This window comes from Pseudoalteromonas sp. S3785 (assembly GCF_005887365.1).
Lineage (GTDB): Bacteria > Pseudomonadota > Gammaproteobacteria > Enterobacterales > Alteromonadaceae > Pseudoalteromonas.
Genome location: NZ_PNCT01000027.1, coordinates 46,073 through 71,975, shown reverse-complemented (window position 1 = coordinate 71,975; position 25,903 = coordinate 46,073). Strand labels below are relative to the sequence as shown.

The following is a 25,903-nucleotide window of genomic DNA, read 5'->3' as shown; positions in this document are numbered from 1 at the left end:
ATTAGTTTTTTTCCTCTTGCGCTTTGTCGCTATTTTGCGCTGTTTGCAAAGAGTGTGCAACACGTGCTTGACGTTGATGCTCTAAAACTAACGCGCCAATGCGTTGTTGCTGTAATTCGCGTAAACCTTGCTCAGCATTTTCAAGAGCAGGTTCTGATGAATAGCTCACCGGTGATGCCATACCAGTTAACGGGGTAGTTTGTAACAGCGGAATTTCGCTTTCTTGCTCGCCCGCCCCTTGTGGTAAGGTATTTACGCCAACAATGGCAAACATAGCTACGCTTGCAGCAATAGCAAGTTGTGCCACCGGCCTGCGCCAGTTAAACGCCACAACTTTATTATCTTGCTGCGCATCACTTTGCTCGGTATCTGGAGCGTTCTTTACTGTTGATTGAGTGAAATCGGCATACACAGGCTCACTTTCAAGTGCTAAAGCTATGTTTTCGCTTATATCGATGTGTATGTCGTTGTTATTTTTTTGAGCACGCATCGCATCACCAATTAGCGCATATCGACCAAACGTAGCAACATCTTCATCAGAAATTTTACCCTCTGCAAGGTGTTGTTCGCCGTCAAGTAATGCTGATAACGTTTCGCTATCCAACTTGTTAACGTGTGCTTTTGTCATACTAAGACTCGCCTATTAATGGGTTTAATTTATTATCTATTGCTTCTCGGGCTCTAAAAATACGCGAACGTACTGTCCCAACAGGGCAATCCATTACCACGGCTATTTCTTCATAGCTCATCCCTTCGATTTCTCTTAGGGTAATCGCGGTTTTAAGGTCTTCAGGCAAACTATCAATCGTATTAAAAATAACAGCGCGTACTTCGTCGCTTAACAGTAAGTTCTCAGGCGATGCGTTAGAACGCATCGAATCCGCGCCATCATAAAACTCAGCATCTTCAGCGTCTATATCGTTTGCTGGCGGTTTACGGCCCTGAGCTACTAAATAATTTTTAGCACAATTAACGGCAATACGGTATAACCACGTATAAAAGGCACTATCACCTCTAAAGTTTGGAAGTGCACGGTAAGCCTTAATAAATGCCTCTTGTGCTACATCTGCAATATCGCCTTGGTTAGACACATAACGTGAAATCAACCCTGCAATTTTGTTCTGATACTTCTTTACTAATAGGTTGAAGGCGTTTTTATCTCCTTGCTGGACCCTTTTTACAAGCGCTAAATCTAATTCCTGCTCGCTCATTCGAGCCGGTACTCCTCTGTTTGATTCTTGCTGGTTATTCATAGTGTCGCCATTGTTCACAAATACTCTGACCTCTTTATGAATAAAAAGTTCTGCTTAATATTCTTTTTTTATAAAATAGTCTTAAATAACGCCGCTAAGCCATTAAAATCACTACATAGTAATATGACAAATATGATACAACTACATTATTAAAAACAAATATTGCTCTAATTTGAGCATTGTAACCGCAAAGTACCTCTGACATGAACCAAAATAAACATCATATTGCTGATGTCGCTATTATCGGTAGCGGCGCGGCGGGCTTATCGCTTGCATTGTCTTTAGCTAACTATTGTAATGTTACTGTGATCAGTAAAGGGGCCCTTACCGAAGGCTCGACACTGTATGCACAAGGCGGGATTGCCGCAGTATTTGATAAAAAAAACGACAGCATAGAATCGCATGTTGAAGACACTCTCGATGCCGGCGGCGGTTTATGTGACCGAGAAGCGGTGCATTATACTGCAAGTAATGCGCACCAGTGTCTACAATGGCTCATTGAGCAAGGCGTTCCTTTTGATATGGAGTTTGATAGTAAAGGAAAAGAGCGTTTCCATTTAACCCGCGAAGGCGGACACAGCCATCGTCGAATTTTACATGCAGCCGATGCCACTGGTAAGGCTGTACAAACCACGTTGATTAGCCAAGTTAAAGCGCATAAAAACATTACCCTACTCGAGCAATATAATGCCATCGATTTGATTAGTGATAAAAGCTTAGGTAAACCAGGTTCGCATATTCATGGCATGTACGTGTGGAATAAAAAAGCAAAAAAAGTAGAAACTATCTCCGCTAAGTTTGTAGCGCTCGCTACAGGGGGAGCAAGCAAGGTGTATTTATACACTTCAAACCCTGATGTATCTAGCGGTGACGGTATTGCCATGGCATGGCGTGCAGGCTGTAGAGTAGCCAATATGGAATTTAATCAATTTCATCCCACCAGCCTTTACCACCCTGAGCTGCAAAACTTTTTAATTACCGAAGCCATGCGTGGCGAAGGTGCGTATTTAAAGCGCCCCGACGGCACCCGCTTTATGAAAGACTTTGATGATAGAGAAGAGCTTGCTCCGCGCGACATAGTGGCTCGGGCTATCGACTTTGAAATGAAACGTTTAGGTGCAAATTGTGTGTACCTAGATATTAGCCACAAAGATAAAGACTTTATCATTGAGCACTTCCCGACTATTTACGCAAAATGTTTAAGTGTAGGGCTGGATATAACCAAAGAGGCTATTCCGGTTGTACCTGCTGCGCATTACACTTGTGGCGGTGTAATGAGTGACTTTAACGGTAAAACTGATTTAGATAACTTATACGCTGTAGGCGAAGTTGCCTACACGGGTTTGCACGGTGCAAACCGTATGGCGAGCAATTCACTATTAGAGTGCATTGTATTTGCCCATGCTGCTGCGAAAGATATTTTAAGTAAGCTCGGTGAGGCGCCTGAACCTCTTGCACTTCCAAACTGGGATGAAAGCCGAGTCAGTAATTCTGATGAAGAAATTGTTATTACCCATAATTGGCACGAGCTGCGATTATTTATGTGGGATTACGTAGGTATTGTGCGCTCAACTAAACGCCTAGAGCGAGCACTACATCGTGTTGAATTATTGCAGCAAGAAATACATGATTATTACGCAAACTTTAGAGTCAGTAATAACTTATTGGAGCTTCGTAATTTAGTGCAAGTAGCCGAACTTATTATTAGAAGCGCAATGCAACGTAAAGAAAGTCGGGGCTTACACTATACAATTGACTACCCTGAGCAAAATGAAAACCCAACGCCTACTATTTTGACTCCTCCTCGTCATTAATAGCAATCAAAGCTGCGCGCTTTAACCGCGCGTAGCTTTGATTGTTCACACTATTGGCTGAGATAATTAACCACTGACGTTTATTAAAGCCTTTAATATGTAGCCATACACTGGTATTTAATATGATAGTTTTTGGGGTGATTTGCCCTTGAATCTTTACGTTTTCGTTTTCAAAGCGTATTTGTTTATGCTCTAAAATAATAACGCCACTATCTGGGTGAATTGCGAGTATCTTTTGCCATACCCAGCAAAGTGCAATTGCATTTAGAGTTAAACAGACAACAATGCTAAAAAAAGAGCTCAAGTAAAGCCCTAATACAACACTCAATAAGCAGAAAAACAGCACCACAGGCCGATGTTCTGCTTTGTTATTTACTACTGTAAACCTATACACGTACTCGGTCTAAAATCAGCGATACCATAGTATTAAGCTCAGCATCTTTACATTCTTCATGGCCCATAAACCATGCAAACAAATCAGGGTCTTCTTGGGTTAGCAAACGCTGAAATACAGCCTGTTGCTGTGCATTTAATGAATCATATGCCTGCTCGACAAATGGCATAAACAAAACATCTAACTCTAACATGCCGCGGCGACAAGCCCAGCGTATACGTGCTTTACTATGAATTTCAGTCATTTTAAACCTCATACTTAATTGCCCTGAGTTTAACAAATACCTGCATAATTAGCAGCTATTAATCATTGGCCAAATAATAAAAACTGCCCAGCTTCGTTGCTGTACCCTTGGTTATAACTACGTTATTATGTCTACTCATTTGTATTGCACAGAAGGTTTTTATGTCGAGCGTTTATGCATGTCCGTTATCTCACCAGCTTATTAGCCTAACCGGTGCGGATAAATTGTCTTATCTTCACGGACAAATTACTCAAGATCTCAATAAACTATCTAACAGCAATTATTTATGGGCTGGCCACTGCAGTGCCAAAGGCAAGCTGTGGGGTGTGTTTAAATTATTTTCCCATCAAGATAGTTATTACCTAGCAGGCTCACAGCCTGAGGTAGAGCAATCGCTTATCGAGCTAAAAAAATACGCTGTGTTTGCCAAAGTAGATATAGATATCTCTACGAATAGACTAATTGGGTTGATCAGTGACGATTTAGCCCCAGTGCTTGAAAAGCTCGATATTCGTTTTTCTGACGAGCAAACAGCCTGTGACTTTCCAAGCGGTAAAGCACTAAAATTAGCGCCAAATCGCGTTTTACTAATGGTTGATAGCCAATTTAGTATGCCAGATGATGTGTCTACTTTAGATAACTGCGCGCTATGGCAAGAAGCCGCTATAAAAGCGGGCGAGCCACAATTAAATAGTGACGCCATTGGCGAATACGTACCACAAATGGTGAATCTTCAGGCGATTAACGGCATTAGTTTTAAAAAAGGCTGTTACACCGGCCAAGAAACCGTTGCCCGTATGAAGTACCTAGGTAAAAACAAACGCGCTATGTATATTGTTACAGGTAAAAGCCATGGCCTACTTGAAGAGCCAGAGCTTGAAACCCAAGTGGGCGAGAACTGGCGCCGCGCTGGTAAACTAATTGCCCAAAGCTATAACGAAAATAGCCAAACCTTATTTGGCCTTGTTGTGCTGCCAAACGATACACCAAGTACACACGTACTTCGTGCAAAGCACACCCCTCAGGTAGAGCTAAGCATTCTGCCTCTACCTTACTCTCTTGAAGATGAATAAATAGGAATGACTATGATCGTTGCACCAAACACAGTAGTAAAAATGCATTATTCAGTACTGGATAACGATGGCAATACCATTGATAACTCTTTTGATGGCGAGCCACTGGTTTTTATTATTGGCACAGGCTACTTAATCCCAGGGCTTGAAAATGCACTCCAAGGCAAGCAAACCGGTGATACATTAAATGTAAAAGTAGAACCTGAAGAAGGCTACGGCGAACGTCACGATAACCTAATGCAAGCGGTGCCTAAGTCAATGTTTGATGGCATGGAGATTGAAGTAGGTATGCAATTTAGAGCATCAACTGATGATGGTGATCAATCTGTAATGATTATCGAGATTCAAGATGAAGACGTTATAGTTGATGGAAACCACCCGCTTTCGGGTATTACTCTTAATTTTGATGTAGAAATTTTAGAGGTGCGCGAAGCAACCGAGGAAGAGCTTGCGCACGGCCACGTGCACGGTGAAGGCGGTTGTGGTCACGATCACTAATCATAGTGCCGTTTATAAAAAAAGCGCCTAAGGCGCTTTTTTTATAACATATTGTTGTAGGTCGCGGTTTTTATTGGCGCCGGTTCCTCTAAAGGCGTTTCATTAGGTGTTATTTTACCCTCAAGCGCACGTAATAAGCCTTGCTGATCGTTTGTTCCTACTCGGTACTTAGTACCGTCTTTTAAGGTTAGCTGCACTGCACTAAAGCCTGATACAGAATACACCCACCCATCATGTGTAATACGAATACCAATACCGTGGCGGTAGGAGTTTTGCACCGCTTTAGCCTCTACTATGTCTGCAAGCGCTAATCGTTGCCCCGCAACGCCAGGACCAAAAGCCCAACTAATTGTTTGCTCGTCAACTTTTACAGTTAAACCATGAAACAAAAAGCCAACTAAAACGAGTACACCGGCAAATACCATTAATGGCACATCTGCACCCATTAAGTTCCAGGCTAAGGCTACAAAGCCGCCTATCCATGCTAAAACAAAAAATATAAACACCGCATATTGTTTATGCTGATACATAACGCTCTCTTTATTATTAAAAACTGTACACCAACGTGGCGCTTAATTCTGAGTCGTATTTAAGATTATCGTCTTCAGGTTTTGAGTTATAACGATACATGTAGGCAAACTTTAACGATACCGCGCCTATGACTTGACTAATCAAAGCGGTTTCTGACTTCAAACGTGAATTTAACCCCGATAAAGACTGTTCAATACTCACATCTTGATTAAAGCGCGTACGCTTTGATACCAAACGTTCCCACTGCATTGCAATACGTACTAAATAACCGGTTTGGTTTTCATCTTCTTCACTCACTTCTGACTCATCATCAGCCACTGAGCGATATAGACCGGGGCCAATATCAATATCTACTTTATTTTTTACACCTTGATATACTCTGGCACCATAACCAGTAGCGACTGTACTTTTGTATTCTAGACCGCTAAATTTATCTTCTTCGTAGTCACCGTAAATAAAAAATGAAGAATTTTTAACCCCCACCTTGTAGTTACCTTGTGCAGAGACAAAAATACGGTCCGCTGTTACGTCTGTTTGCCCTGTGTCGTCATTTTCATCGCGTTTATATAAAGTGTCTAATTTAAACTGATTGCGCCAGTTTTCGAAGTCTTGGTATAAATTCCCTCTAAATTTAAAACTAGTGGAGTTAGTGTTACCTTTACTTAAAATCAAGCCAAATTCAGTATCACCATAAAGCATTTCGCCTTTATGCAGCTCGTGAATTTCTTCATCAGAGAGTTGTCCATATTCATGAAAGTCTTCAAATGGGTCAACAGCCCAACAGCGGCTGCACATTATTAAAAACACGAATAGTAAATACTTATGCACGGTAAACTCTCTGGCACATACAAACAAAACTGCTTACTCAGCGTGCTCTGTTTCTTTCCACAAAATATGACAAAACGGCGCGTCTTTATCACGGCTAATTAAAATTTTTGCAAACAACACATCTTCGTTTTCAAACTCTAACCCCACTAACACCTGTACAAATAACTCCGGCTCTATTTCAAGTGCTACAAAGTCTTGCCATTGCGCATCAGGTTCGCCCTCTTCAATAAACCCAAGTTCTTCTCGGTACTCGTTAAAGTCTTCAACATCTTGCTCGCTAAGATTATTTGGCGCCAGCTCTAAAAAAATATCGTACGCTTGATGGGTAACTTCTTCTTCGCTGTATAAACGTGGGCCTGACATGGGTAAAACCTCAATGCATTTTAAGTGCACACATAATACCAAAACTCATCTGTGATTTGAGAAAAAACACCAAAAAATAATGACTTTTTTGTTACCAGCTCATGTGTGGTTAAGCTTGAATAAGATTCGACGTACTTTGACTAAAAAAGTTAAAAATAATTCAATTTATTTTGTATTATAAAACAAACTGTTACTTTACTTAGCACTGCGTACGTCATAAGCTCAAACACATGCGAATAGGAGAGCGCAATGATAAAACTAGAAATACAACAAGGCATTGCTAACGTTACTCTAAGCCGCGCAGAAAAACAAAATGCACTTAGCTTTGATATGTTTATGAAATTAAACAACACAATTAAACGTATTAAAAAAGATAAGCGTGTTCGCGCTGTAGTGATAAAAGGTGACGGTGAGCATTTTTGCTCAGGGCTAGATGTTGCAGGCGTTATGGCTTCACCTTTGAATATTGTAAGGCTGCTATTCAAATGGCTGCCAGGCAATCAAAACCTAGCGCAAAAAGTGGTGCTGGGGTGGCAATCTTTAAGCGTACCAGTTATTGCACAAATAAATGGAAATTGTTTGGGAGGTGGGCTACAAATAGCGCTAGGCGCCGATTACAGAATTGTTGATATTCAAGCAAAGCTGGCCATTATGGAAGCGCGCTGGGGATTATGCCCCGATATGGGTGCCAATGTAGTGTTAGCTGGTTTATTAAAACGTGACCAAGCGCTTTGGCTTGCAAGCCACGCAAACCCTATTAATGCGCAAAAAGCTTACGAGCTTGGATTAGTCACAGAGCTTACAAGTAATACAGAGCAAGCCACCCAACGTATGTTAAATACATTGCTAGAGCGCTCCCCCGACACACTTGCCGCTATAAAGCGCGTTACTCAGCAAAGTTATGCAACAAACCAACGAAAAATATTAGCTAAAGAAACGTTTAGCCAAGTTCGTTTGCTACTCAACCCCAACACAAAAAAAGCAATCGCCAAAACAAAAGGGAAAGCAGATATAAACTATGCAAACTCTAAACGCTGGTAAGACTAAGTTCGCATTTAAAAATGGGGTGAATTTGCTAACGTTAGCTTTTTTATATACTAATGAGCCATTATCATGAAGTACTTGCTTAGCAGTGTAATTATTTTACTGTGTTTAGGGTGTGCTAAATTAATAATGCATTTGATAGGTGGCAGCTTTCCTGCCCCCCTCCTTGGCATGGTTATCTTACTAAGTTTATTACTGTTAGGTGTAGTGAAAGAGCACCATATTAAACCCTCGGCCTCCCCTATTTTAAATATTATGCCAATATTTTTTATACCCGCGGGGGTAGGATTTATCGAGCACATTGCACTTATTAAGCTGCATTGGCCCTATTTAGTTTTGGTTATTTTGCTCGTCCCTGCCAGTACGCTTTTACTGGTAAGCAGCGTTGTTGGCTATGTTAAAGGTAAAAATAACAATGACTGAGCTGCACCTTACGCTATGGTACTTAACAACTCCCGCTATTATTTTGCTGTTTTTACTATTAAGAGCGTTTAATAAACACTGGCAGTACAGCATAGTAAAGTCGCTCACCAACCCGGTGTTTTTAAGTATTGCGATTATTGCCTTAGTGCTGGTTAATTTAAACTTACCTTATGCTGACTTTTTTGCTCACAGCCAACTACTTAGTTGGCTATTAGAGCCCGCTATAGTGGCCCTAGCCTTACCCTTATACCAGCAATTTATTCATGTCAGAAAAAATCTTCTTTTAATAGTAAGTACATGCAGTTTAGGTATTATTAACGCAACGGTTGTGGCCTTTATTTTAAGTATTTTATTTGATGTTCCTGCTAACTTAAGCGCATCCGTAGCTGCATTAAGTGTAACTACGCCTATCTCGTTAATAGTTACGGAGTCTTTAGGGGGGATTAGCTCACTTGCCGCCGCGTTAGTTATTTTTATTGGATTACTCGGTGCGCTCTTTGGCTTAATGCTCATTAAGTGGGTGGGTGTTTATAATCACCAAGCTCAAGGTGTAGCTATGGGAACCGCTTGCCATGCTATAGGCACCGCGGCAGCTCTTGCTGAACACCCAAAAATAGGCGCACTTTCATCAGTTGCTATGGCCTTAAGTGCACTACTAACGGCAATTATCGTCCCTGTGCTTTATCCATTTTTAATCAACACTTTGCTATAGTTAGCAAAAATAATTACGCAATATAAAGAGCCCACTATGATCAGTTCTGAAATAGAACAATTTGAAAAATACTACACCATGCTCACTGAGTATTTAGTTACCTACAGCATGCAAATTGTGGGCGCCATTCTTATACTTATATTAGGTTTGTGGGTTGCAAAAAAACTCTCAAACCTAGTCGCTAAATTGATGGCTCGTCACAATGTAGATGTCACACTTACCAGTTTTGTGAGTAACGTGGTAAAAGTATTACTTATTGTGATGGTCATCGTTATAGCGCTTGGCAAAATAGGCATTAGTGTTACCCCCTTTGTAGCGGCTATAGGTGCCGCCTCTCTAGGTGCGGGTTTAGCCTTACAAGGGATGCTTTCAAACTATGGCGCAGGCCTTGCTATTATTGCCACGCGCCCCTTTGTGGTAGGCGATACCATTGAAGTAAAAGGGGTCAGCGGCCAAGTAAAAACAATTGAGCTGGGTTACACAATTTTAATTGATGAAGAGAAAGTAGAGATCACGATTCCTAATAAGCACATAGTGGGTGAGATTATTCATAACTCCTTTAGCTACTCGTTAGTTAAAGGAGAAATAGACATAGCTTACACTGCATGCGCTGATACCGCTGTTAGCCTTATTGAAGAAGTGTTAAAGGCCCATGACCAGGTCGCTCAAAACCCTATTTTTCAAGTAGGCATAGAGCGCTTTGCCGATAGCGGCGTTACCATTAGTTATCGCTATTGGGTACCTACAACCAAAATTATAGAAACCAAACTAGCTATTAATGCTGGTGTTTATAAAGCCATTAATGGCGCTGAGATAGAAATACCGTTCCCGCAACGCGTAGTGACTATTAATAACAACGCGCATTTGTAATAACAAACAAAGCCGCTTAATGCGGCTTTGTTGTTTTATAGCTTAAAGCAGTAATAAACTGCCTAACCCTAAAAAGGTCACAAACCCGACTATATCGGTCACCGTGGTTAATATTACCGAACCAGAAAGCGCAGGGTCTATTTTCATTTTGTCTAAAATAGACGGTATAACAACCCCAGCTAACGACGCAGCAACTAAGTTGAGCAATATCGCAATGGTAATTGTAATGCTTAGCATGGTGTCGCTAAACCAAGCAAAAGTTAACCCGCCAATCACTAGGGCCCACACCAAACCATTTACAGCGCCTACCCGTAGCTCCTTTTTTAAAAGTGCATTGCGGTTAGAGTCAGTGACTTGGCCAAGCGCTAAACCGCGCACTATTACTGTTAACGTTTGACTACCCGCGATTCCGCCCATAGAGGCCACCACAGGCATAAGCACCGCCAGGGCCACAACTTGCTCTATTGTTGCGCCAAACAAACCTATAAACCACGATGCTAAAAACGCCGTCGCTAAATTTATACCCAACCAAATTCCGCGGTTTTTAGCACTCTTTTTGACACTCGCAAACAGGTCTTCGTCTTCACGTAAACCACCGGCTTTTGCCGCGGCTTCATCGGCAATTTCTTGGCGTAATTCGTATGCCGCGCTAATGGTTAAACGCCCTACCAATTTATTATCACTATTAACCACCGGCATGGCCATTTTTTCACTGTGAATAACCACTTCTGCCGCTTCGTATAAATCATCATCTGCATGTAATGATGAAAAGTCATAGTTTGCCAGCGCCAATAGGTTATCGCCTTCATCGGCTTTTATTAAATCATTTATTGCAAGTTCACCTATTAGGCTGCCTTGGCGGCTAACTAAATACACCACTTCGCTGTATTGCGGCAACCCTTTTTGCAGTAGTTTTTTAACACCTGCTATTGTTGCTTTTTCGGTTATTTTTAAAAAGTCGAAACCAGCCCAATGGCCTAATTGCTCAGGCGGATACTGTTGAGCAAGATCGTATTGTTTGGTTTGTGCTTCATCGAGTTGCTTTTTTGCATAATCAACAAAGCGCTCAGGGATAACCTCTTCAAGCTCAAGTAACTCCTCAACATTTACTTCATCTAATAACGCGTACGCCTCGTTATCATCTAAGGTTTGTAGTAACCATAAACAGCTGTCATCACTGAGGGTGACAAATATTTCGTGTTGCGTGTCTTTATCTAATAGTTGCCAAATTTCTAAGCGCTGCTCTTTGGGTATGGCTTCAAAAAGTAGTGATAAATGCTCAGTAGATAAATTAAGCTGTGCATCGGCTAAAAGCTGGCTTTTTTGTGCGTGTGTTTCGCATTGTAATAAATCGTTTATTAGCTGCGGTAGTTGGTCGACTGGATACTCAATCATCTTAAAACCTTAAATTTAAAAATGCACATTGCTTATAGTTTACTTAAACAATAAAAAATTGCAGAAAAAACCTAAACTTATTAAAGCACTTTAAGCTTTGGTATTTGAAACTGCACTCATTTTTTTGCGCATTGTAGGGGCAAAAACACCCGCGATACTACTGTTTATTTTAAAAATTTAAAAAGAAGTGATTGGCCTTATTTTTAGCCAAAAAAAAGCCCATAACGCTAAGCGGTTACGGGCAAAGTTACACAATGAAAAAAGGGGAATTAAAATCTATCGGTTAAGTTACGTATTAGGTCAGAGTCCACAAACTGCGTGACCATTGCAACACCCCATGCATATGCACGTTGTATTGGGTAGCCTTTGAATATCCATCGCTTACGAACATGGTTAAAACGCTGCAAATACTGCTGCTTAGCACGCGGCAAAGGTGTACTACTTAGCTTATCCCACGCTTTGTATACGCCCGACATGTCGCAGCCGCGCATAAAACGCTGCAACCAACGCGCAAAGCGCGAAAAGCTAATGGTTGACTGAAAATCAATGATATAAGGCTTGCCATCGCTACCACATAATATATTGCCCATATTACGTAAATCTAAATGCACAATGCCTAGGCGGTGCATTTTTGCAACTTGGCGTTCAAGCTCAATAAAAAACTCAACAGGCAACGCCTTGCCCTGCTGTATTAAGCTGCTAAGCGGCGTGCCTTCTATGTAGTCATACGCCACCGCTATCGGCGATAAACGGCTAAACCGATTAGCTACTGCATCAAGCTGTGCTAAACGGCTCAACCCTTTAAATTCTTGATTTACAGAAAGCTTGGCAAAGGTTTTACGAATAAACCACGGGCTTTGGCTAAAGTCTTTTACTATTAAGTCAAACGTATCATCTTTGTACCTGTATACAATTGCGTTCGCAAAACGCCCTTTATGAACAACACTTAAATACTGTTGCATAAATACATGTTCAGGAAACTGCTGCTGTAATTGTGATAACAACTTATTTTCAATCATAACAAACCTAACAAGATGATAACTTTAATTGCCTAGGCAACTATATTAACAAGATTGGATTTGCCGCACAATGAGAACTAGTACTTAGCAAGCTAAGTTTTTATTGAAACAGTATCGCTAAAATGTTGATAATCTATTCGGGGGGTGAGTCTAAATTGGTTATTGCTTTAAATAATAAATCTATAACTTGCTGTTTTTCATCATCAGAGAATCCGTTAAGCGCTTTAGCATACACCTCATTTACCAGAGGCATTATTTGCGGGTACAAGGCTTTGCCTTTTTCACTTAAACCTAAAATGGTAGAGCGCTTATCGAACTCGCACTGAGTTTTTGCAATAAGATCTTTTTCTTCTAGGCGCTTTAGCAAGCGGCTCATAGCCCCTTTATCGTAAACCATATGCTCACACAGCCCAGCTAATGTATTTGCCGAGCCTTTTGCTAATAATACCACCACAATATATTGGGCCGACGTTAAACCCATTGACTGAAGCTGTGTATCAATATGGCTAGAAAGCTTTGAACGTAAAAACGAAATTACTCGCCCTAAATCTTGCTCAGGTATTAATTGTGCTCGGTTACAGCTATTTATCGAAGGCATACTTTGTTGCATATAAGGATTACTCAGTTTATTTAAAAATGCGTGTAATAGACTACACATAATTAATAAAATTCCCTAGGGTTAGCATACTTTCAATAATAAAAAGCCGCAACGTAAGTCGCGGCTATTAGTAATTTAAACAATACTGTTTAAAACTTTAAACCTTAAACTGCCCTATTAATTGCCCTAAGTTCTCACCGCGCCCAGCTAAATTTTGGCTAACCTCAGAAGTGGCCTTACTTGCTTGAGTTAGTTCATTAACAATTTCTTGAATGGCAAACACATTACGGTTTATCTCTTCTGTCACTGAGCTTTGCTCTGTTGCAATAATCCAACAATTATTTTTTACCATTTGGGTCTGTCATCCCTATTTTATTCTGCCCTTCAATAGCGCTTACTAACAGAGCATGGAACACGCTAACGCCGCGTGTGTCGTAAATAAAAAAGTAACCGTCGTCACCAAAAGTAAGCTCCCTCAGGACATTTTTAACACCTTGTGTAGATCCGTTATCCAACTGATGGCGTACCAACTCAATTGAGATTTCCACTTCAGTGGCAAGTAGCGAGGGTTTGTCTTTAATGAGTTTAGATTTAATTGTTTCAAAATTTTGTTGCTGATTTTGCGATTCTAAATAGTACGAGCTGGCCATTAAGCTCATTAATAACTAGCTCAACGGTAAAATAGCCAGTAAAAAAGTTTATTTCTTAAGCTTATGTTACTCATTAAATCTCCACAAATAGGGTATACACGTAGACACTGTCTGCTTTGCCGTAATCAACGTAATAAAGTAAGCATTCAATATGTCACTATTTATACCAATTTATAAATACCATAGGGGTTTGCCAAGGGCTGGCAAGGTGGGCGCATTATAATTAGATTACAGCGCTTTAGATATATAGTATCACTTGGCATTAGTCGCAATTTTTATCGAAAACATTGTGCAGTAACGCGTCTTTATTACCTTTTATTTAGTTAACGCTTAAGCAATAGAGCCAGTCTTCACCTCACATTAAGGTAGCCAGGCATTTTTATTTAACATATAATCATCACAATTCTAATAATAAATACTTATACAAAAAAACGGAACAATGTTCAACGTTAACTTAGGCTGTGGTTTTTAAAAAATAATGAAGTATTTCTTATATCTAACGTTGTTAATTTGTTTAAACGTGTGCGCTCAACCTGCCAGCAAGAGTATTGCTTTTTACTATTCATCCCCCATGCCACTGGCTGAAATGACCTTTTATTCACGGGTTGTTGTGCAACCACAAAATATCACTAAACACGAACTGAATTGGCTAAAAGAGCGTGATATTAGTGTATATGCTTATCTAAGCGTAGGAGAGTCGTATACTGAAAATGAATCTTCAGTAGCTCAAAACCCACACTGGGATAGCCACATTGCTGATTTAACCGCTGAGCATTGGCAACAACATTTGCAAAAACAAGCGAATCAATTAAAGCAACGCGGCTTTAACGGTTTGTTTTTAGACACACTCGACAGCTACCAATTATTAAAACCCGATTACGATAAAGCAGCTCAACAAGCGGGCCTTGTTGATATAATTAAGGGTTTGTCGAGTACGTTTAACAAACACTTAATCCTCAACAGAGGATTTGAGTTATTGCCTAAGCTTAATAATTACGCATCTGATTTAGTTTCCGAAGGACTCTTTAGCCACTTTAACCCAGTCGATAACAGTTACAAACTCACCACTGTGGATGATCAAAACTGGTTAAATGCACAGCTTAACAAAGCACAAAAACTTGGCTTTAAAGTGCAGGTTATTGACTATGCAAAACCGCAGGCTCGCCTTGCAATGGCAAAACAAATTAGCGATCAAGGCTATGCACCTTGGGTTACTGATGGACACCTTCAAACTTGGGGGACATCAAGCATCCAGCCTGTGCCTAGGCGTATACTCATTCCGTATAACAGTAATGTAAAGCCACTGATATACACCACTGTCCATTTAAAACTTGCCACAATGATTGAGTATTTAGGCTACATCCCCGATTACATTGATGTAGCAAATACGCCTTTACCTAAAGTAGATACCAGCCTCCATGCTGGCATTATCTCGTGGACAACGAGCGATCAGTTTTATGATGCTCAAGTTATTGAGTGGCTCGAAGGTAACTTGGGGGTGGTACCACAACTTATTCTCGGCGAACTTCCACCTTCTAATAAATTATTACAAAGTTTAGGGGTAGAAACCCTTAACACTCCTTCAAATGGGCCTTATAAGCTTGCAACGATGGTACCTTGGCTGAAGGGTGAAGCGGCCAGCGCGCCCGCTATTGTAAAACCGTATTTATTAACACTTACTACGAACGCGCAATCATTAATATCAATACACGCTGACGATGGCACCACGCTAACTCAGGCAAGCAAAACAAAGTACGGTGCACTCATTGCGGCCCCCTGGCTAATAGATACATTACCTATGGAGGGCAGCAACTGGGTTGTAGACCCAGTTGCTTTATTAACTGATGCGATGGGACTTGCACCAATACTTGCCCCTGATACCACCACATTAAGTGGCCGGCGGATGCTGACACTGCATATTGATGGCGACGGTTTCACGAGCATTGCGCACTTTGCAGGTAAGCCTTATGCTGCAGAAATAATCCGTGATGAATTTATTAAAAAATATAAGCTGCCATTAACCTCTTCAATTATTCAAGCTGATATTGAGCCTAATGGATTGCATAGCGCTGACAGCCCAAAGCTTGAAAAAATAGCCAAAGAAATATTTGCGCTTCCCTATGTTGAGGTTGCATCACACACCTACAGCCACCCCTATTTTTGGACAGCCTTATCTGGCAGAAAAGAAATAGATAAAGACGATACCGACTACGGGTTTCATTTAGATGTTCCCGGCTATGATGCCATAGACTTAAACAAAGAAATAACTGGTTCAATAAACTACATTAATGAGCGACTCGCACCAAAAAACAAAAAAACCGTAATGATGCTATGGTCGGGTGATGCGACCCCAGGGCCTAAAGCGCTTGAGCTTGCACGAAATGCGGGAGTAATTAACGTAAATGGGGGAAATACCGACGTAAATGCTGATAACCCAAGCTTGTCGCATATTTCGCCTATTGGCCGCCCTGAGCGAGATTTGCTGTATCAAATATACGCCCCTATCTTAAACGAAAATGTTTACACTAACTTATGGCATGGCCCTTACTATGGCTTTAAGCGTTTAGTAGAGACATTTGAAATAACCGAAAAGCCATACAGGTTAAAACCTTACACAATTTACTTTCATTTTTACTCTGGCGAGGTGCCGGCGGGGCTTGACGCACTGCATTACAATGTGGATTACGTATTAGCCAGAGAAAACACCCCTGTGCATTTGAGCCAATATGCACGTATCGCCAAAGATTTTTATTTCTCTGCGCTTGCTAAAAATGCGCGTGGCGAATGGCTCTTTAGCTCTAAATATATAAAAACGCTACGCTTGCCTGCTATTTTTGATGTACCTAACATGACTAACAGCCACGGTATTTTAGGGGTAACGGCGAAAGGCAATTATATTCACGTGGGCGATGAAATAGCCACAATCAACTTTGATCACACAACCCCCGATAACCAACCTTATTTGCTTTCTGCCAATGTAGCGTTTAGTCATTGGCAGGTAAACGGCCCTGTCAGCTTTAAAGCGTGGATTGAAGCTAAAATTGAGCTAAGAAATGCCCAAAACTGTCAGTTTATCTCTCATATGGGTGAGCGTTACAGTGGAAAAACGTTTGGTAATAAAACGCAGTTTACATTACCTGCTGGCGAATTTTATGGCTATTTAAACTGCGCAACAAGGGCTCAATGATGAATAATAAAAAACGCCCTCACTTAGTGTCTGTTAAAACTATTTTAATTATTTTAGCCGTAAGCTGCTTTTCTCTTTACGCGCTGTTCCCACACACCCTCTTTTTTGAAGACGACTCATTATCGCAAGATTATACCTTTGAAAAAACCTACTTAAATGCCGCGTTAATTACAGACCCCTACAATGAAAAACTACGTGCAAAAAAAATAGCCATTCATATTGGTTTAAATGAATATTCACAAGCAACTAGCGAGCTTAAAAAGCTTCCTAAAAGTGATAAAAAAACTGAGCTAGAAATTAAACTTTTATACGCACTATGGGTTGATAGCGGTGCTAAAAAAGATGACCGTTTTGAAGAATTAACTCTTAAATTGTCGGCATTCACACATTGGGATGAACAATTATTAGAAATAGCCAAAGCAACAGGGCTTAATACAAGCGTAGCCCAATACTATGAGCGATACGCTCAGCCATTACTAGCCGCTGATTTTTGGTTAAGCGCTGGGGAGCCAGCCAAGGCCTTGGCCATTTATAAAACCCATATAAATGCTGATGTAGCTCAAAAAGCAATTGAAACTGCGCTTGGCGCTAACAACCCAAAGCAAGCCTACAGATGGTGGAAAAAATACGGTGATACCGCAAATTCTGAGCGTACATTATATTATGCAAGCCTAGCAGGTGATGATGTAGCCGCCTTGAAAGCAGTTGAAATATTACTAAAAGCACAACCTAATAACAGCGAGTATTTAACCAAAGCCATGCACTTACGCCTTGCCAATGGCGATGCACCAGGGGCTGAGCAATTAATCGCAAAGTTATTACGTAAAACCCCAAACAATAAATCGCTTAGGCTTTTAAACTGGAAAATTATGCGCTGGCAAAACAAACCAAAGCAAGCGCTTAAAGAATTTAAATGGTTAATGGCTCACAAAGCCGTTGATGTGGCTATGCTGACCGATAGTATTAATGACGCCAACGCTCTTTACTTGTACCAAGACGCTAACGACATTTACGAATATAAAGCGCAAAACCGACAGCTTAAAGGCAACGGATTTGCAAATTGGATGCAAACCAACGAATTTATTGGTAACGCAAAACAAGAGCTTAATCATATTGAGCGCTATGAGCAAATAAACGGAAAAACACCTCTTTCACAATATTGGAAAGCCAAGGTGTTACACGATACCGGTAATTTAGCTGGATTAAGAGCCTTGTGGCCTCACTACGCAGGGCCAAAAAACGAAGAAGATTTACTCTGGCTTGCAAGAGCACATTGGTTAAATGATGACTTTACAACTGCTTTGACCATTCTAAAGCAAAAAACACACAGTAACGATGATGAGTTTTGGAGTGCACGTGTTGATATGGCTATGCGTGTGAACGATAAACAAGAAGAGTTGTACGCCTTAGAGCAATTAAAAAACATTACCCCCTTGAGTGTAGGTGATATGCTGCATTATCAGCAGTTAAAATTTGCCGACAACCCACAAGGTTTATTAAATTACCTATGGCAGCAAGCGCCATTGACCGATAGACAATTAATTCAAATCACCTTATTAAGTACGCAAATTGGCGATGAAGAACACGTTACTCGTGCTCATCAGGCTCTTGAAAAACAACGTTATAATAAAGCGCTTTACCCAGCATGGTTAATCTTATCAAACTGGTACCAAAACCAAAGTGACTTAAACTACGCGTACACAACACTTAACCGTGCAGCAAAACTAAGCGAATACAATCCCGATGTGGTACTCACGCAAGGCTGGCTTGCATTACAAATGCACGACACCATTATGATTAAGCGTATTTTAGCTAACTACTCAAGCAATGAGCCCAACCGAGATTGGGCACAATTATTGGCGAGTTTATCTATTCATCAAAAAGCCTTTAATAGTGCTTACTTTTATCTGCGCCAGTTAGCTGTTAGTAATCCTCGGGATTTAACCACTTTAGTAAATTTAGCCGATGTGATGAACCAATTAGGCTACTACGCTAACGCCAGCGAACTTAAACATTATTTATTAAACCATTTACCAAAAGACAAATACGCATACCGCGGTTTAATGATCCAGTGGGCAGGTGCTATGGCCGTGCCCCACTTACGCCAATTTAGTAGCTTAGATGACATAGCGCCTGAGGCTATAAACAACACAACCGCTAACTGGTGGTTAGCAAGACGGGCTGCACAAAAGCTTGAGCCATGGCAAAAGCTACAATTAGCTATGAGCAACGGCGAATTTAATAAAGTGAAGGCGCTGGTAAATACACAAACGTTAGGCAAAGTAGATGAACTCAGCGCTTTATTATATTTAAAGCAACCTTATGCAACTATGCAGCGTTGGTATGAGGAGTTAACACAAGAGCCAACACTAGCCGAAACGTCTTTATTACGTAATGCCCGCACCAGCTACTTTAGAGCATTAGAGATTAATCTATCGCCCGAGGCGGGTTTAAACACTAGCCAGTACGATGTAAATGTTTATTTTCCGTATGCTAAAGGGCAATGGAAACTAAGTATTAGTAATCAGCAAAATCTAAATAACAACGGGTTGCTGTTTGCCATTGAAGATAAGATGACGTGGGGCCGCTGGTACTTTGATGCAAAAGTAGACTCGCATCAGGGCAAATTAATGAGCCGCCAAGGCCTGAGTCTAGATACGCGTTACCAATGGGATTCACGTACTCAGGTAGGTTTAAAACTTGAGCACAATGTTGAAAACCGCCAGTCAGAAACCTTGCTTAGCTTTGCTAAATTAAATAAAACCACGGCTTATATTAATTACGCCATTGATGGGCGCCAAAACGTGCAGCTCTCGGCAGCCGCAATGGCGTTTAAACGCCGCAGCGATAGCTCAACGCTTGTAAAAGGCCAAGAATACAACGCCCGCTATCAATACACTATTTTAAAAGACCGCCCTATTTGGAATACCTATTTTAGTGCGCAATGGCAAGACTTTGAGCGCACACTCGCCCCTTTAGGTGTAGACCAAAGAGCACGACCGCAACTTATTGATATACAACCATTTAGGCGCTTTGCTCTGGGTACCTCGCTTTCGTCAAACACAAACTTAGCTCCGCCATACTTAGGCGAAAGTCCCTCATGGTTATTTGACATCAGTACGGGTTATCAAACGTTAAATGATACCCTTGATGTGTCAGTATCAAGTGGAGCAGGCTGGTCTGTGCTAGGGGATGACTTATTTAAATTACAACTGGGTTATCAAAGTAGTAATAAAGTGGGCAACTCAGATACACAATTACAATTAGGCTATTACGTACATTTTTAATGTTAGGAGAGAATATGTTTCGTTTAATCATACCGTGTTTGGTATTAGTGCTCAGCGCATGTACCACCAGCCGTGTGGCTGATGATGTAGAGCTGGGACCATCAACTACCGTGGCGTTACTGCCTTTGGTAAATCATGCGCAAACCCCATTAGCTGGTGAACGTGCAGAAGATATACTGGCCAGTATTTGGCAGCAAAATAAGCTACCAAAGTTATTACGTGCACCGCGAAATAATAACAAGGAGCTTCCGCCGCTTGACGACCAATACCGCCTTGATAACGCTATGCAGTGGCTAAACACGCAGCAAACAGACTATGTATTATCAGGCAGCATTGAAGAATGGCGTTATAAAGCAGGCCTCGATGGTGAGCCTGTAGTAGCACTAACACTCAGCTTAACGGCTACAGGTCAAACAACACCACTTTGGACCGGTACTATCGCCAAAAGTGGCTGGGGACGCGATAGTATTGCCGCCACAGCACAAGATGTTATTGCCGATTTAATTTCGTACATTGAGGTTAGTGAGTGAAAACACATTTTTTTCGACCAAGAGAGGTTCCTGAGCTACAAATTTGGGCTGAGGTAATTATATTTACCACGCTTGCAATTGTACTGCCGGTTATATTTAACGCCGAAGACCCCTTTTGGACGGAAAATGGGTTTTCGTGGCCAGTCCTTGGGCCGCTGTTAGTGGCTCTACGCTACGGTTTTTCAAAAGGTTTTATAAGTATATTATGTTTATTAGCTGGGCAGTTATTGTTAAGTGAAAGCCAGGTATTAGCGCAACCTAACGAGTTTAATATCAACGCTATGATTGGTTATTTAATTGTTATTATGATTGCTGGCGAATTCAGAGATGTATGGGAGCGCACCAATCAACAGCAAAGTATTGAACTTGAATATGTCACTAACCGATTAGAGACCTTTACCCGCCAATATCATTTAATAAACTCATCCCATGACCGGATTGAGCAAATGCTGGCAGGTCATACTCTTAGCCTTCGCGAATCACTTCAAGCGGTTCGCTCCGTTATCGGGCAACTAACACAAAGACGCTTAGACAGTGCAGCAACAAGCATTTTAAACTTATTTGTTGAGTATGGCTCACTCGAAAAAGCCGCACTTTATAAAGTAGAAAACAACGCCATAATAGAGCCGCCCTTAGCAAGTATAGGTGCTATGGGGGAGCTAAAGCTGGACGACCCACTTATAAAAGCTATGTTTGAAGAGCGCGAATTGGTTTCGGTAAAAGAGATTAAAAATACGTTTAGCCAATACCACATTGCTATCCCACTGGTTGATATTAATAACACCATTTATGGGGTTATTTTAGTACAAAACATTCAATTTTTTGCGCTCAAAAACACCACTCTCACCTTGCTTGCGGTTATGGCCGGTAATATCGGTGATTTACTTCGCCATGAAATAACCAACCCGGTAATGACCCCAGAAGAAACACCTTATTTTGTAAGACAGCTACGCAGAGCAAACAAAGAAGCTAAACGCTATAACATTCCCTCGCAGCTGCTTAAACTAAAAGCAGTGCAAACAAGTGATGAGTCGCGTCAGTTGTTAGAGTATTTAAGTGAGGCTCGTCGGGGACTAGATATTTACCTTTACGACAGTGAGAACTACACTCTGTTATTGCTTATGCCAATGGCAAATGAACTGGATAAAAGCGGATTTATATCGCGTATTAACACATGGTGTATTGAACACTTTGGCAAAACCATTGAGCAACTGCATATTAAAATAGAAGAACAAGTGGCCTTACCAATAAGTAGCGAACACATCGCTAAGCTAGTTGCACCTCATGATTAAAATTATTGTTGCCGCTTTTATTGGTTGTTTATGTGAATACTTTGCTTTTGCGCATATTTTAGATGCGCCTAACTGGCTATTGATTGTTTTATTGCATGGCATTGCTAGCCTGTGCTTTACCTTTGTTAGTCATGCTTTTATGCCTAACAAATATAAAACCACCTTAAAAAGTGGCTCAGCGCTGTTATTTTTGCTGCTATTTACCTTGCCAGTGTTTGGTATTTTAGGGGTGGTATTTGCCATTACTTTTGCCCTTAGTAAACCGCTTAAAAACAGCGACATTGATATTGTAGAGCACAAGGTTCCTGCCCTGCCTTTTGAAGCAAGAAGTGTCTCAGCTACGCCTATTTACTCAATGGGTGGATTAAAAGCTATTTTAAAACACGCCAGTGAGCCCAATAAACGCCTAAGTGCAGTAATGGCTGCTCGGCATATGAGCGATGCCCAGGCTATTCCTATTCTCAAACTGGCCTTAAAAGACTTAGAAGATGATATTCGCTTACTTGCCTATTCAACTTTAGATAGCAAAGAAACAAAACTGAACGAAAAAATAAGCCAGTGCCAGCAAGACATAGCCAATACTACTCAGCAACCCAAATTAAGCAATCTGCAGCGCCAACAAGCAGAGCTTTATTGGGAGCTTAGTTACTTAGGGTTAGCACAAGGCGCACTAAAGAAATACGTACTAGAGAAAGCAGAAACACTGACTTTAACAAGTATAGAGTTTGAACCTCAACCAGCAAGCTATGTGTTTTTAGGGCGTATTCAGCTAGCGCTGGGTAAGTTAAATGATGCACAACAAAACTTAAATCTAGCCACTCAATTGGGCATGGCCAGACGCCACGTATTGCCTTATAAAGCCGAAGTTGCCTTTGGATTACATAATTACACTGACTGTCAGCGCTATCTTGAAGAATTAGCGCTACAGCCCAAGGGTTCTGAGTTACGCCATTTACAGGAGTATTGGCATGAGTGAAAAAAAAGCTGACATTCTACTCTTACTTGAAGGCACTTACCCCTATGTCAGGGGCGGCGTATCGAGCTGGGTGCACCAGATAATAGAAGGCCTACCCCATTATAACTTTGAACTTGTGTTTGTCGGTGGCGCACCCGAACACTACGGCGATATTCAATACACGTTACCAAGTAATGTGACAAAACTGCACGAACATTATTTAGTTACGCCCCATAATGCAAAAATAAGCGCTAAACATGGCGTTAAATATAAAAAAGAGCTGTTCGATTTTTGGCAGCAACTGCACAGCTATTTTCGAGACTGTAAAGATCCTATCCCCACAGAATTAGTCAAGTTTGCCTTTGAAAACCTAGCTAAAAAAAGTGGCATAAACGAAGCCGATTTTTTATACAGCGAATCGTCGTGGCAAGTGCTGGCAAACTATTATTTAACCTATTGCGATGAATCCTCATTTATCGACTTTTTTTGGTCGTACAGAAATTTATATAAACCACTGTTTAAAATAGCCGAAATAGCCCGCTCCCTCCCCGATGTAAAACTGATTCATTCTATTTCGACAGGTTATGCGGGTATATTAGGCGCAGGTGCAAGCGTTATACACAACACGCCATTTTTGCTTACCGAGCACGGTATTTACACTAAAGAACGTAAAATAGATTTAATACAAGCTAGCTGGATAAAAGAGTCTGAGCAAAGTCTCGGTAAAAACCTAAATACTGAAATGGGCTTTATTCGCCGAATGTGGATCAGTTTTTTTGAGCAAATTGGCCGCACTACTTATCATCAGGCAGACAAAATCATTTCTCTGTATGAGGGTAACAGACAACGACAAATTAAAGATGGCGCCAGTGAAAGCAAAGCCTCTGTAGTCCCTAATGGTATAAAAACAAAACGCTTTGTTGATGCACTTAACGCAAGACCTAAATCGGTCCCGAGGGTGGTAGGGTTAATTGGCCGTGTAGTGCCAATTAAAGATATTAAAACCTTTATCCGTGCCATCAAAGAGGTCCAAGCCGACCTGCCAGACATAGAAGGCTGGATCATAGGCCCTTTTGAGGAAGACCCACAGTATTACAAAGAGTGTCAGTTACTGGTAAGCAGCCTAGATTTAAGCAATAACATTACGTTTACCGGCATGCAAAACATTGCCGAAATACTCCCCAAATTAGGCCTTGTGGCGTTGACTTCAATTTCTGAAGCACAGCCTCTGGTATTGCTTGAAGCAATGGCAGCAGGCGTACCTGTGCTTGCAAGTGACGTAGGATCGTGCCGAGAAATAATAGAAGGAGGAAGCGAAGAAGACAAGGCGCTTGGTAAGGCTGGCGAAGTAGTGTCTATTGCTTCACCTAGCGAGACCGCACAGCAAATAAACACGATATTACAAAACGAGCAAACATGGTATCAATACCAACAAAGCGGCCTCAAACGAGTTAAAACATACTACGACGAGAGCCACATGTTTGCCCGTTACGATAAACTTTACAAGGATACAATCGCATGGCCGGAATAGGTTTTGAGATACGTAAAATTCTCAAAAAAAATACCCTACTTTCTGTTTTTGAAGCCTACGGTTACGCAGGATTAATAGGCTCGGGGCCTTGGCTACTTTCTATTATAGCGCTCATGCTCATTGGTATTTTAAGCTTAGGTGTCGTGCTGCCTAAAGTATTAATTGTTCAATTTTTAACGCTCATCACCTATATGATGGCAGCGTCTCTTATATTAACAGGCGGACTACAGCTGTTATTAACACGCTTTGTTGCCGATCTGTTTTTTCAAAAAAAGGATGAGCAAGTACTGCCTAACTTACTGGGGGCACAACTAGTAACAACAGTTGCGGCCTTGCTTATTGGTTTAGCCGTTTGGCCAATACTACCGCTGCCCGTAGTCACTAAAATAATCATTTTAGGGGCATTTGTAAGCTTATGTAACCAATGGCTTGGCGCTATATTTTTATCAGGAATGAAAGAATACCGGCTTATTTTAGTGACCATGTTAAGCGGTTACAGCTTTATGGTGTTACTGGCATTTTTACTGCGCGACTGGCAAATAGACGGGTTGTTTTTTGCGTTTTTTGCCGGTGAAGCGCTACTGTTTTTTAGCTTTTTGTTTATGATTATTCGCCGCTACCCTGGCGGTAAACTCATTAGTTTTGATTTTTTAAACAATAAAAAAGTGTATTACAGCCTCTTTTTTTGTGGGCTCTTTTACAATGTAGGCGTGTGGGCCGATAAAATTATTTTTTGGTACACCCCCGCTACCTCTATTCAAATTATTGGCACATTAAGAGCAAGCCCTATTTACGACTTGCCTATATTCTTAGCCTATTTAACCATTATTCCTGGCATGGCGGTATTTTTAGTCAGAATGGAAACCGACTTTGTAGAACAGTACGACCGTTTTTATACCGCCATTAGAGGTGGCTCATCACTTGAAGAAATTTTTTATCTAAAAGATAAAATGGTGCAAACAGCGCAAGGCGGCCTTTACGATATATTTAAAATCCAAGGTATAACCGTTGCGTGCTTATTACTGTGGGGCGAACAAATACTGAGCTTTATTGGCATAGACCCTAACTACAAAACACTGTTGTTTATTGATGTGGTGGGTGTAGGTGTACAAGTAATATTTTTATCTATTTTAAATATTTTATTTTATCTAGATAAGCGTGCCACCGTATTATTTTTATCTGGGCTGTTTTTGTTTATCAATATTGTATTTACGATTGCCTCAATTGCATTAGGGCCACAGTTTTATGGTTACGGTTTTGCGCTCTCGACTATAATTACTTCGGTCGTTGGCCTGTATTGGCTATCAAAACAATTTGAAGAGCTTGAGTACGAAACTTTTATGCTACAGTAGATTAACCGTACCATTATTGGTAACTTACAATAATAAAGCTAACACTAAATAAAAAGGACT

General features: G+C 40.9%; 25 protein-coding genes and 1 pseudogene. 14 read left to right on the top strand and 12 right to left on the bottom strand.

What is annotated here, in order from left to right; translation table 11 throughout:
- Position 1: 1 nt before the first annotated feature.
- Complete coding sequence (locus CWC17_RS08080; protein WP_138542072.1) at positions 2-628, bottom strand: sigma-E factor negative regulatory protein; 627 nt, start codon at positions 626-628, stop codon at positions 2-4.
- A gap of 1 nt (position 629) precedes the next feature.
- The gene (gene rpoE / locus CWC17_RS08075; RefSeq protein ID WP_004586222.1) at positions 630-1,211 is read right to left on the bottom strand and encodes an RNA polymerase sigma factor RpoE; all 582 of its coding nucleotides are present in this window, start codon (positions 1,209-1,211) and stop codon (positions 630-632) included.
- A gap of 245 nt (positions 1,212-1,456) precedes the next feature.
- On the opposite strand from rpoE, the gene nadB reads away from it, so the two are divergent.
- Positions 1,457-3,067 carry an L-aspartate oxidase gene (gene nadB / locus CWC17_RS08070; protein WP_138612560.1) on the top strand — a complete coding sequence of 537 codons (1,611 nt, stop codon included), beginning with the start codon at positions 1,457-1,459 and terminating at the stop codon, positions 3,065-3,067.
- Here nadB and CWC17_RS08065 read toward each other — a convergent pair.
- Both CWC17_RS08065 and CWC17_RS08060 read right to left on the bottom strand, forming a co-directional pair.
- A complete protein-coding gene (locus CWC17_RS08065; RefSeq protein ID WP_349654487.1) occupies positions 3,042-3,413 on the bottom strand; it encodes a protein YgfX in 372 nt (123 codons plus the stop codon). The two genes, nadB and CWC17_RS08065, sit on opposite strands and share 26 nt — an antisense overlap.
- 40 nt (positions 3,414-3,453) lie before the next feature.
- The gene (locus CWC17_RS08060; RefSeq protein WP_004586219.1) at positions 3,454-3,705 is read right to left on the bottom strand and encodes an FAD assembly factor SdhE; all 252 of its coding nucleotides are present in this window, start codon (positions 3,703-3,705) and stop codon (positions 3,454-3,456) included.
- Between the two features lie 161 nt (positions 3,706-3,866).
- Here CWC17_RS08060 and ygfZ point away from each other — a divergent pair, with 161 nt between their 5' ends.
- Both ygfZ and CWC17_RS08050 read left to right on the top strand, forming a co-directional pair.
- Positions 3,867-4,778, top strand: coding sequence for a CAF17-like 4Fe-4S cluster assembly/insertion protein YgfZ (gene ygfZ, locus CWC17_RS08055; RefSeq protein WP_138612558.1), 912 nt, complete (start codon positions 3,867-3,869; stop codon positions 4,776-4,778).
- Between the two features lie 12 nt (positions 4,779-4,790).
- The gene (locus CWC17_RS08050) at positions 4,791-5,276 is read left to right on the top strand and encodes an FKBP-type peptidyl-prolyl cis-trans isomerase (protein ID WP_138612557.1); all 486 of its coding nucleotides are present in this window, start codon (positions 4,791-4,793) and stop codon (positions 5,274-5,276) included.
- 41 nt (positions 5,277-5,317) lie between these two features.
- Here the strand turns inward: CWC17_RS08050 and CWC17_RS08045 are convergent, their stop codons facing one another.
- From CWC17_RS08045 to CWC17_RS08035, 3 genes are all read right to left on the bottom strand, one after another.
- A complete protein-coding gene (locus CWC17_RS08045) occupies positions 5,318-5,806 on the bottom strand; it encodes a hypothetical protein (protein WP_138612556.1) in 489 nt (162 codons plus the stop codon).
- Between the two features lie 16 nt (positions 5,807-5,822).
- Positions 5,823-6,602 (bottom strand): DUF481 domain-containing protein, encoded by a 780-nt coding sequence (locus CWC17_RS08040; protein ID WP_138542090.1) that lies wholly within the window; start codon positions 6,600-6,602, stop codon positions 5,823-5,825.
- Positions 6,603-6,668: 66 nt separating this feature from the next.
- Positions 6,669-6,998, bottom strand: coding sequence for an HI1450 family dsDNA-mimic protein (locus CWC17_RS08035; protein ID WP_055015370.1), 330 nt, complete (start codon positions 6,996-6,998; stop codon positions 6,669-6,671).
- 249 nt (positions 6,999-7,247) lie between these two features.
- On the opposite strand from CWC17_RS08035, the gene CWC17_RS08030 reads away from it, so the two are divergent.
- The 4 genes from CWC17_RS08030 to CWC17_RS08015 all read left to right on the top strand — a co-directional run bounded on the left by CWC17_RS08030 (position 7,248) and on the right by CWC17_RS08015 (position 10,047).
- Positions 7,248-8,039 carry a crotonase/enoyl-CoA hydratase family protein gene (locus CWC17_RS08030; RefSeq protein WP_138542068.1) on the top strand — a complete coding sequence of 264 codons (792 nt, stop codon included), beginning with the start codon at positions 7,248-7,250 and terminating at the stop codon, positions 8,037-8,039.
- A gap of 72 nt (positions 8,040-8,111) precedes the next feature.
- Positions 8,112-8,465 (top strand): CidA/LrgA family protein, encoded by a 354-nt coding sequence (locus CWC17_RS08025; RefSeq protein WP_138542067.1) that lies wholly within the window; start codon positions 8,112-8,114, stop codon positions 8,463-8,465.
- Positions 8,458-9,177 (top strand): LrgB family protein, encoded by a 720-nt coding sequence (locus CWC17_RS08020; RefSeq protein WP_138612555.1) that lies wholly within the window; start codon positions 8,458-8,460, stop codon positions 9,175-9,177. The genes CWC17_RS08025 and CWC17_RS08020 overlap by 8 nt, the downstream gene beginning before the upstream one ends.
- A gap of 36 nt (positions 9,178-9,213) precedes the next feature.
- Positions 9,214-10,047 carry a mechanosensitive ion channel family protein gene (locus CWC17_RS08015; RefSeq protein WP_138612554.1) on the top strand — a complete coding sequence of 278 codons (834 nt, stop codon included), beginning with the start codon at positions 9,214-9,216 and terminating at the stop codon, positions 10,045-10,047.
- A gap of 42 nt (positions 10,048-10,089) precedes the next feature.
- On the opposite strand, the gene CWC17_RS08010 is transcribed toward CWC17_RS08015, so the two are convergent.
- The 5 genes and pseudogenes from CWC17_RS08010 to CWC17_RS07990 form a co-directional block, all read right to left on the bottom strand.
- Positions 10,090-11,442 (bottom strand): magnesium transporter, encoded by a 1,353-nt coding sequence (locus CWC17_RS08010; RefSeq protein ID WP_138612553.1) that lies wholly within the window; start codon positions 11,440-11,442, stop codon positions 10,090-10,092.
- 269 nt (positions 11,443-11,711) lie between these two features.
- Positions 11,712-12,461, bottom strand: a complete 750-nt coding sequence (locus tag CWC17_RS08005) for an RIO2 family protein (RefSeq protein ID WP_138612552.1) — start codon at positions 12,459-12,461, stop codon at positions 11,712-11,714.
- A 133-nt stretch (positions 12,462-12,594) separates the two neighbouring features.
- The gene (locus CWC17_RS08000) at positions 12,595-13,119 is read right to left on the bottom strand and encodes a MarR family winged helix-turn-helix transcriptional regulator (RefSeq protein WP_249929279.1); all 525 of its coding nucleotides are present in this window, start codon (positions 13,117-13,119) and stop codon (positions 12,595-12,597) included.
- A gap of 97 nt (positions 13,120-13,216) precedes the next feature.
- Complete coding sequence (locus tag CWC17_RS07995) at positions 13,217-13,366, bottom strand: hypothetical protein (RefSeq protein ID WP_502704909.1); 150 nt, start codon at positions 13,364-13,366, stop codon at positions 13,217-13,219.
- 5 nt (positions 13,367-13,371) lie between these two features.
- A pseudogene (locus CWC17_RS07990) lies at positions 13,372-13,783 on the bottom strand (cache domain-containing protein); the annotation flags it as partial.
- A gap of 404 nt (positions 13,784-14,187) precedes the next feature.
- On the opposite strand from CWC17_RS07990, the gene CWC17_RS07985 reads away from it, so the two are divergent.
- Genes CWC17_RS07985 through pelG form a run of 7 tightly spaced genes read left to right on the top strand, consistent with a single transcriptional unit; the run spans position 14,188 to position 25,843 of the window.
- A complete protein-coding gene (locus CWC17_RS07985; protein ID WP_138542061.1) occupies positions 14,188-16,896 on the top strand; it encodes a bifunctional glycoside hydrolase/polysaccharide deacetylase family protein in 2,709 nt (902 codons plus the stop codon).
- Positions 16,896-20,183, top strand: coding sequence for a tetratricopeptide repeat protein (locus CWC17_RS07980; protein ID WP_138542088.1), 3,288 nt, complete (start codon positions 16,896-16,898; stop codon positions 20,181-20,183). Before CWC17_RS07985 ends, CWC17_RS07980 begins: the two co-directional genes overlap by 1 nt.
- A 14-nt stretch (positions 20,184-20,197) precedes the next feature.
- Entirely contained in the window at positions 20,198-20,713 is a 516-nt protein-coding gene (locus CWC17_RS07975; RefSeq protein ID WP_055015381.1) for a hypothetical protein, read from the top strand.
- The gene (locus CWC17_RS07970) at positions 20,710-22,005 is read left to right on the top strand and encodes a PelD GGDEF domain-containing protein (protein ID WP_138612551.1); all 1,296 of its coding nucleotides are present in this window, start codon (positions 20,710-20,712) and stop codon (positions 22,003-22,005) included. The genes CWC17_RS07975 and CWC17_RS07970 overlap by 4 nt, the downstream gene beginning before the upstream one ends.
- Positions 21,998-22,981 (top strand): HEAT repeat domain-containing protein, encoded by a 984-nt coding sequence (locus CWC17_RS07965; protein WP_138612550.1) that lies wholly within the window; start codon positions 21,998-22,000, stop codon positions 22,979-22,981. The genes CWC17_RS07970 and CWC17_RS07965 overlap by 8 nt, the downstream gene beginning before the upstream one ends.
- A complete protein-coding gene (pelF, locus tag CWC17_RS07960; RefSeq protein WP_138612549.1) occupies positions 22,974-24,491 on the top strand; it encodes a GT4 family glycosyltransferase PelF in 1,518 nt (505 codons plus the stop codon). Before CWC17_RS07965 ends, pelF begins: the two co-directional genes overlap by 8 nt.
- Entirely contained in the window at positions 24,479-25,843 is a 1,365-nt protein-coding gene (pelG, locus tag CWC17_RS07955) for an exopolysaccharide Pel transporter PelG (RefSeq protein WP_138612548.1), read from the top strand. The genes pelF and pelG overlap by 13 nt, the downstream gene beginning before the upstream one ends.
- The last annotated feature ends 60 nt before the right edge of the window (positions 25,844-25,903 follow it).

Excerpts from the sequence above, each read along its gene's own strand:
- CWC17_RS07980 (WP_138542088.1), top strand. The coding sequence starts at position 16,896 with ATGAATAATAAAAAACGCCCTCACTTAGTGTCTGTTAAAACTATTTTA.
- CWC17_RS08080 (WP_138542072.1), bottom strand. The coding sequence starts at position 628 with ATGACAAAAGCACACGTTAACAAGTTGGATAGCGAAACGTTATCAGCA.
- nadB (WP_138612560.1), top strand. The coding sequence starts at position 1,457 with ATGAACCAAAATAAACATCATATTGCTGATGTCGCTATTATCGGTAGC.
- CWC17_RS08030 (WP_138542068.1), top strand. The coding sequence starts at position 7,248 with ATGATAAAACTAGAAATACAACAAGGCATTGCTAACGTTACTCTAAGC.
- CWC17_RS08050 (WP_138612557.1), top strand. The coding sequence starts at position 4,791 with ATGATCGTTGCACCAAACACAGTAGTAAAAATGCATTATTCAGTACTG.
- CWC17_RS08015 (WP_138612554.1), top strand. The coding sequence starts at position 9,214 with ATGATCAGTTCTGAAATAGAACAATTTGAAAAATACTACACCATGCTC.
- pelG (WP_138612548.1), top strand. The coding sequence starts at position 24,479 with ATGGCCGGAATAGGTTTTGAGATACGTAAAATTCTCAAAAAAAATACC.
- CWC17_RS07985 (WP_138542061.1), top strand. The coding sequence starts at position 14,188 with ATGAAGTATTTCTTATATCTAACGTTGTTAATTTGTTTAAACGTGTGC.
- CWC17_RS08010 (WP_138612553.1), bottom strand. The coding sequence starts at position 11,442 with ATGATTGAGTATCCAGTCGACCAACTACCGCAGCTAATAAACGATTTA.
- CWC17_RS08005 (WP_138612552.1), bottom strand. The coding sequence starts at position 12,461 with ATGATTGAAAATAAGTTGTTATCACAATTACAGCAGCAGTTTCCTGAA.
- ygfZ (WP_138612558.1), top strand. The coding sequence starts at position 3,867 with ATGTCGAGCGTTTATGCATGTCCGTTATCTCACCAGCTTATTAGCCTA.
- CWC17_RS08020 (WP_138612555.1), top strand. The coding sequence starts at position 8,458 with ATGACTGAGCTGCACCTTACGCTATGGTACTTAACAACTCCCGCTATT.
- CWC17_RS08025 (WP_138542067.1), top strand. The coding sequence starts at position 8,112 with ATGAAGTACTTGCTTAGCAGTGTAATTATTTTACTGTGTTTAGGGTGT.
- pelF (WP_138612549.1), top strand. The coding sequence starts at position 22,974 with ATGAGTGAAAAAAAAGCTGACATTCTACTCTTACTTGAAGGCACTTAC.
- CWC17_RS08000 (WP_249929279.1), bottom strand. The coding sequence starts at position 13,119 with ATGTGTAGTCTATTACACGCATTTTTAAATAAACTGAGTAATCCTTAT.
- CWC17_RS08045 (WP_138612556.1), bottom strand. The coding sequence starts at position 5,806 with ATGTATCAGCATAAACAATATGCGGTGTTTATATTTTTTGTTTTAGCA.
- CWC17_RS08040 (WP_138542090.1), bottom strand. The coding sequence starts at position 6,602 with ATGTGCAGCCGCTGTTGGGCTGTTGACCCATTTGAAGACTTTCATGAA.
- CWC17_RS07975 (WP_055015381.1), top strand. The coding sequence starts at position 20,198 with ATGTTTCGTTTAATCATACCGTGTTTGGTATTAGTGCTCAGCGCATGT.
- CWC17_RS08060 (WP_004586219.1), bottom strand. The coding sequence starts at position 3,705 with ATGACTGAAATTCATAGTAAAGCACGTATACGCTGGGCTTGTCGCCGC.
- rpoE (WP_004586222.1), bottom strand. The coding sequence starts at position 1,211 with ATGAGCGAGCAGGAATTAGATTTAGCGCTTGTAAAAAGGGTCCAGCAA.
- CWC17_RS07965 (WP_138612550.1), top strand. The coding sequence starts at position 21,998 with ATGATTAAAATTATTGTTGCCGCTTTTATTGGTTGTTTATGTGAATAC.
- CWC17_RS08035 (WP_055015370.1), bottom strand. The coding sequence starts at position 6,998 with ATGTCAGGCCCACGTTTATACAGCGAAGAAGAAGTTACCCATCAAGCG.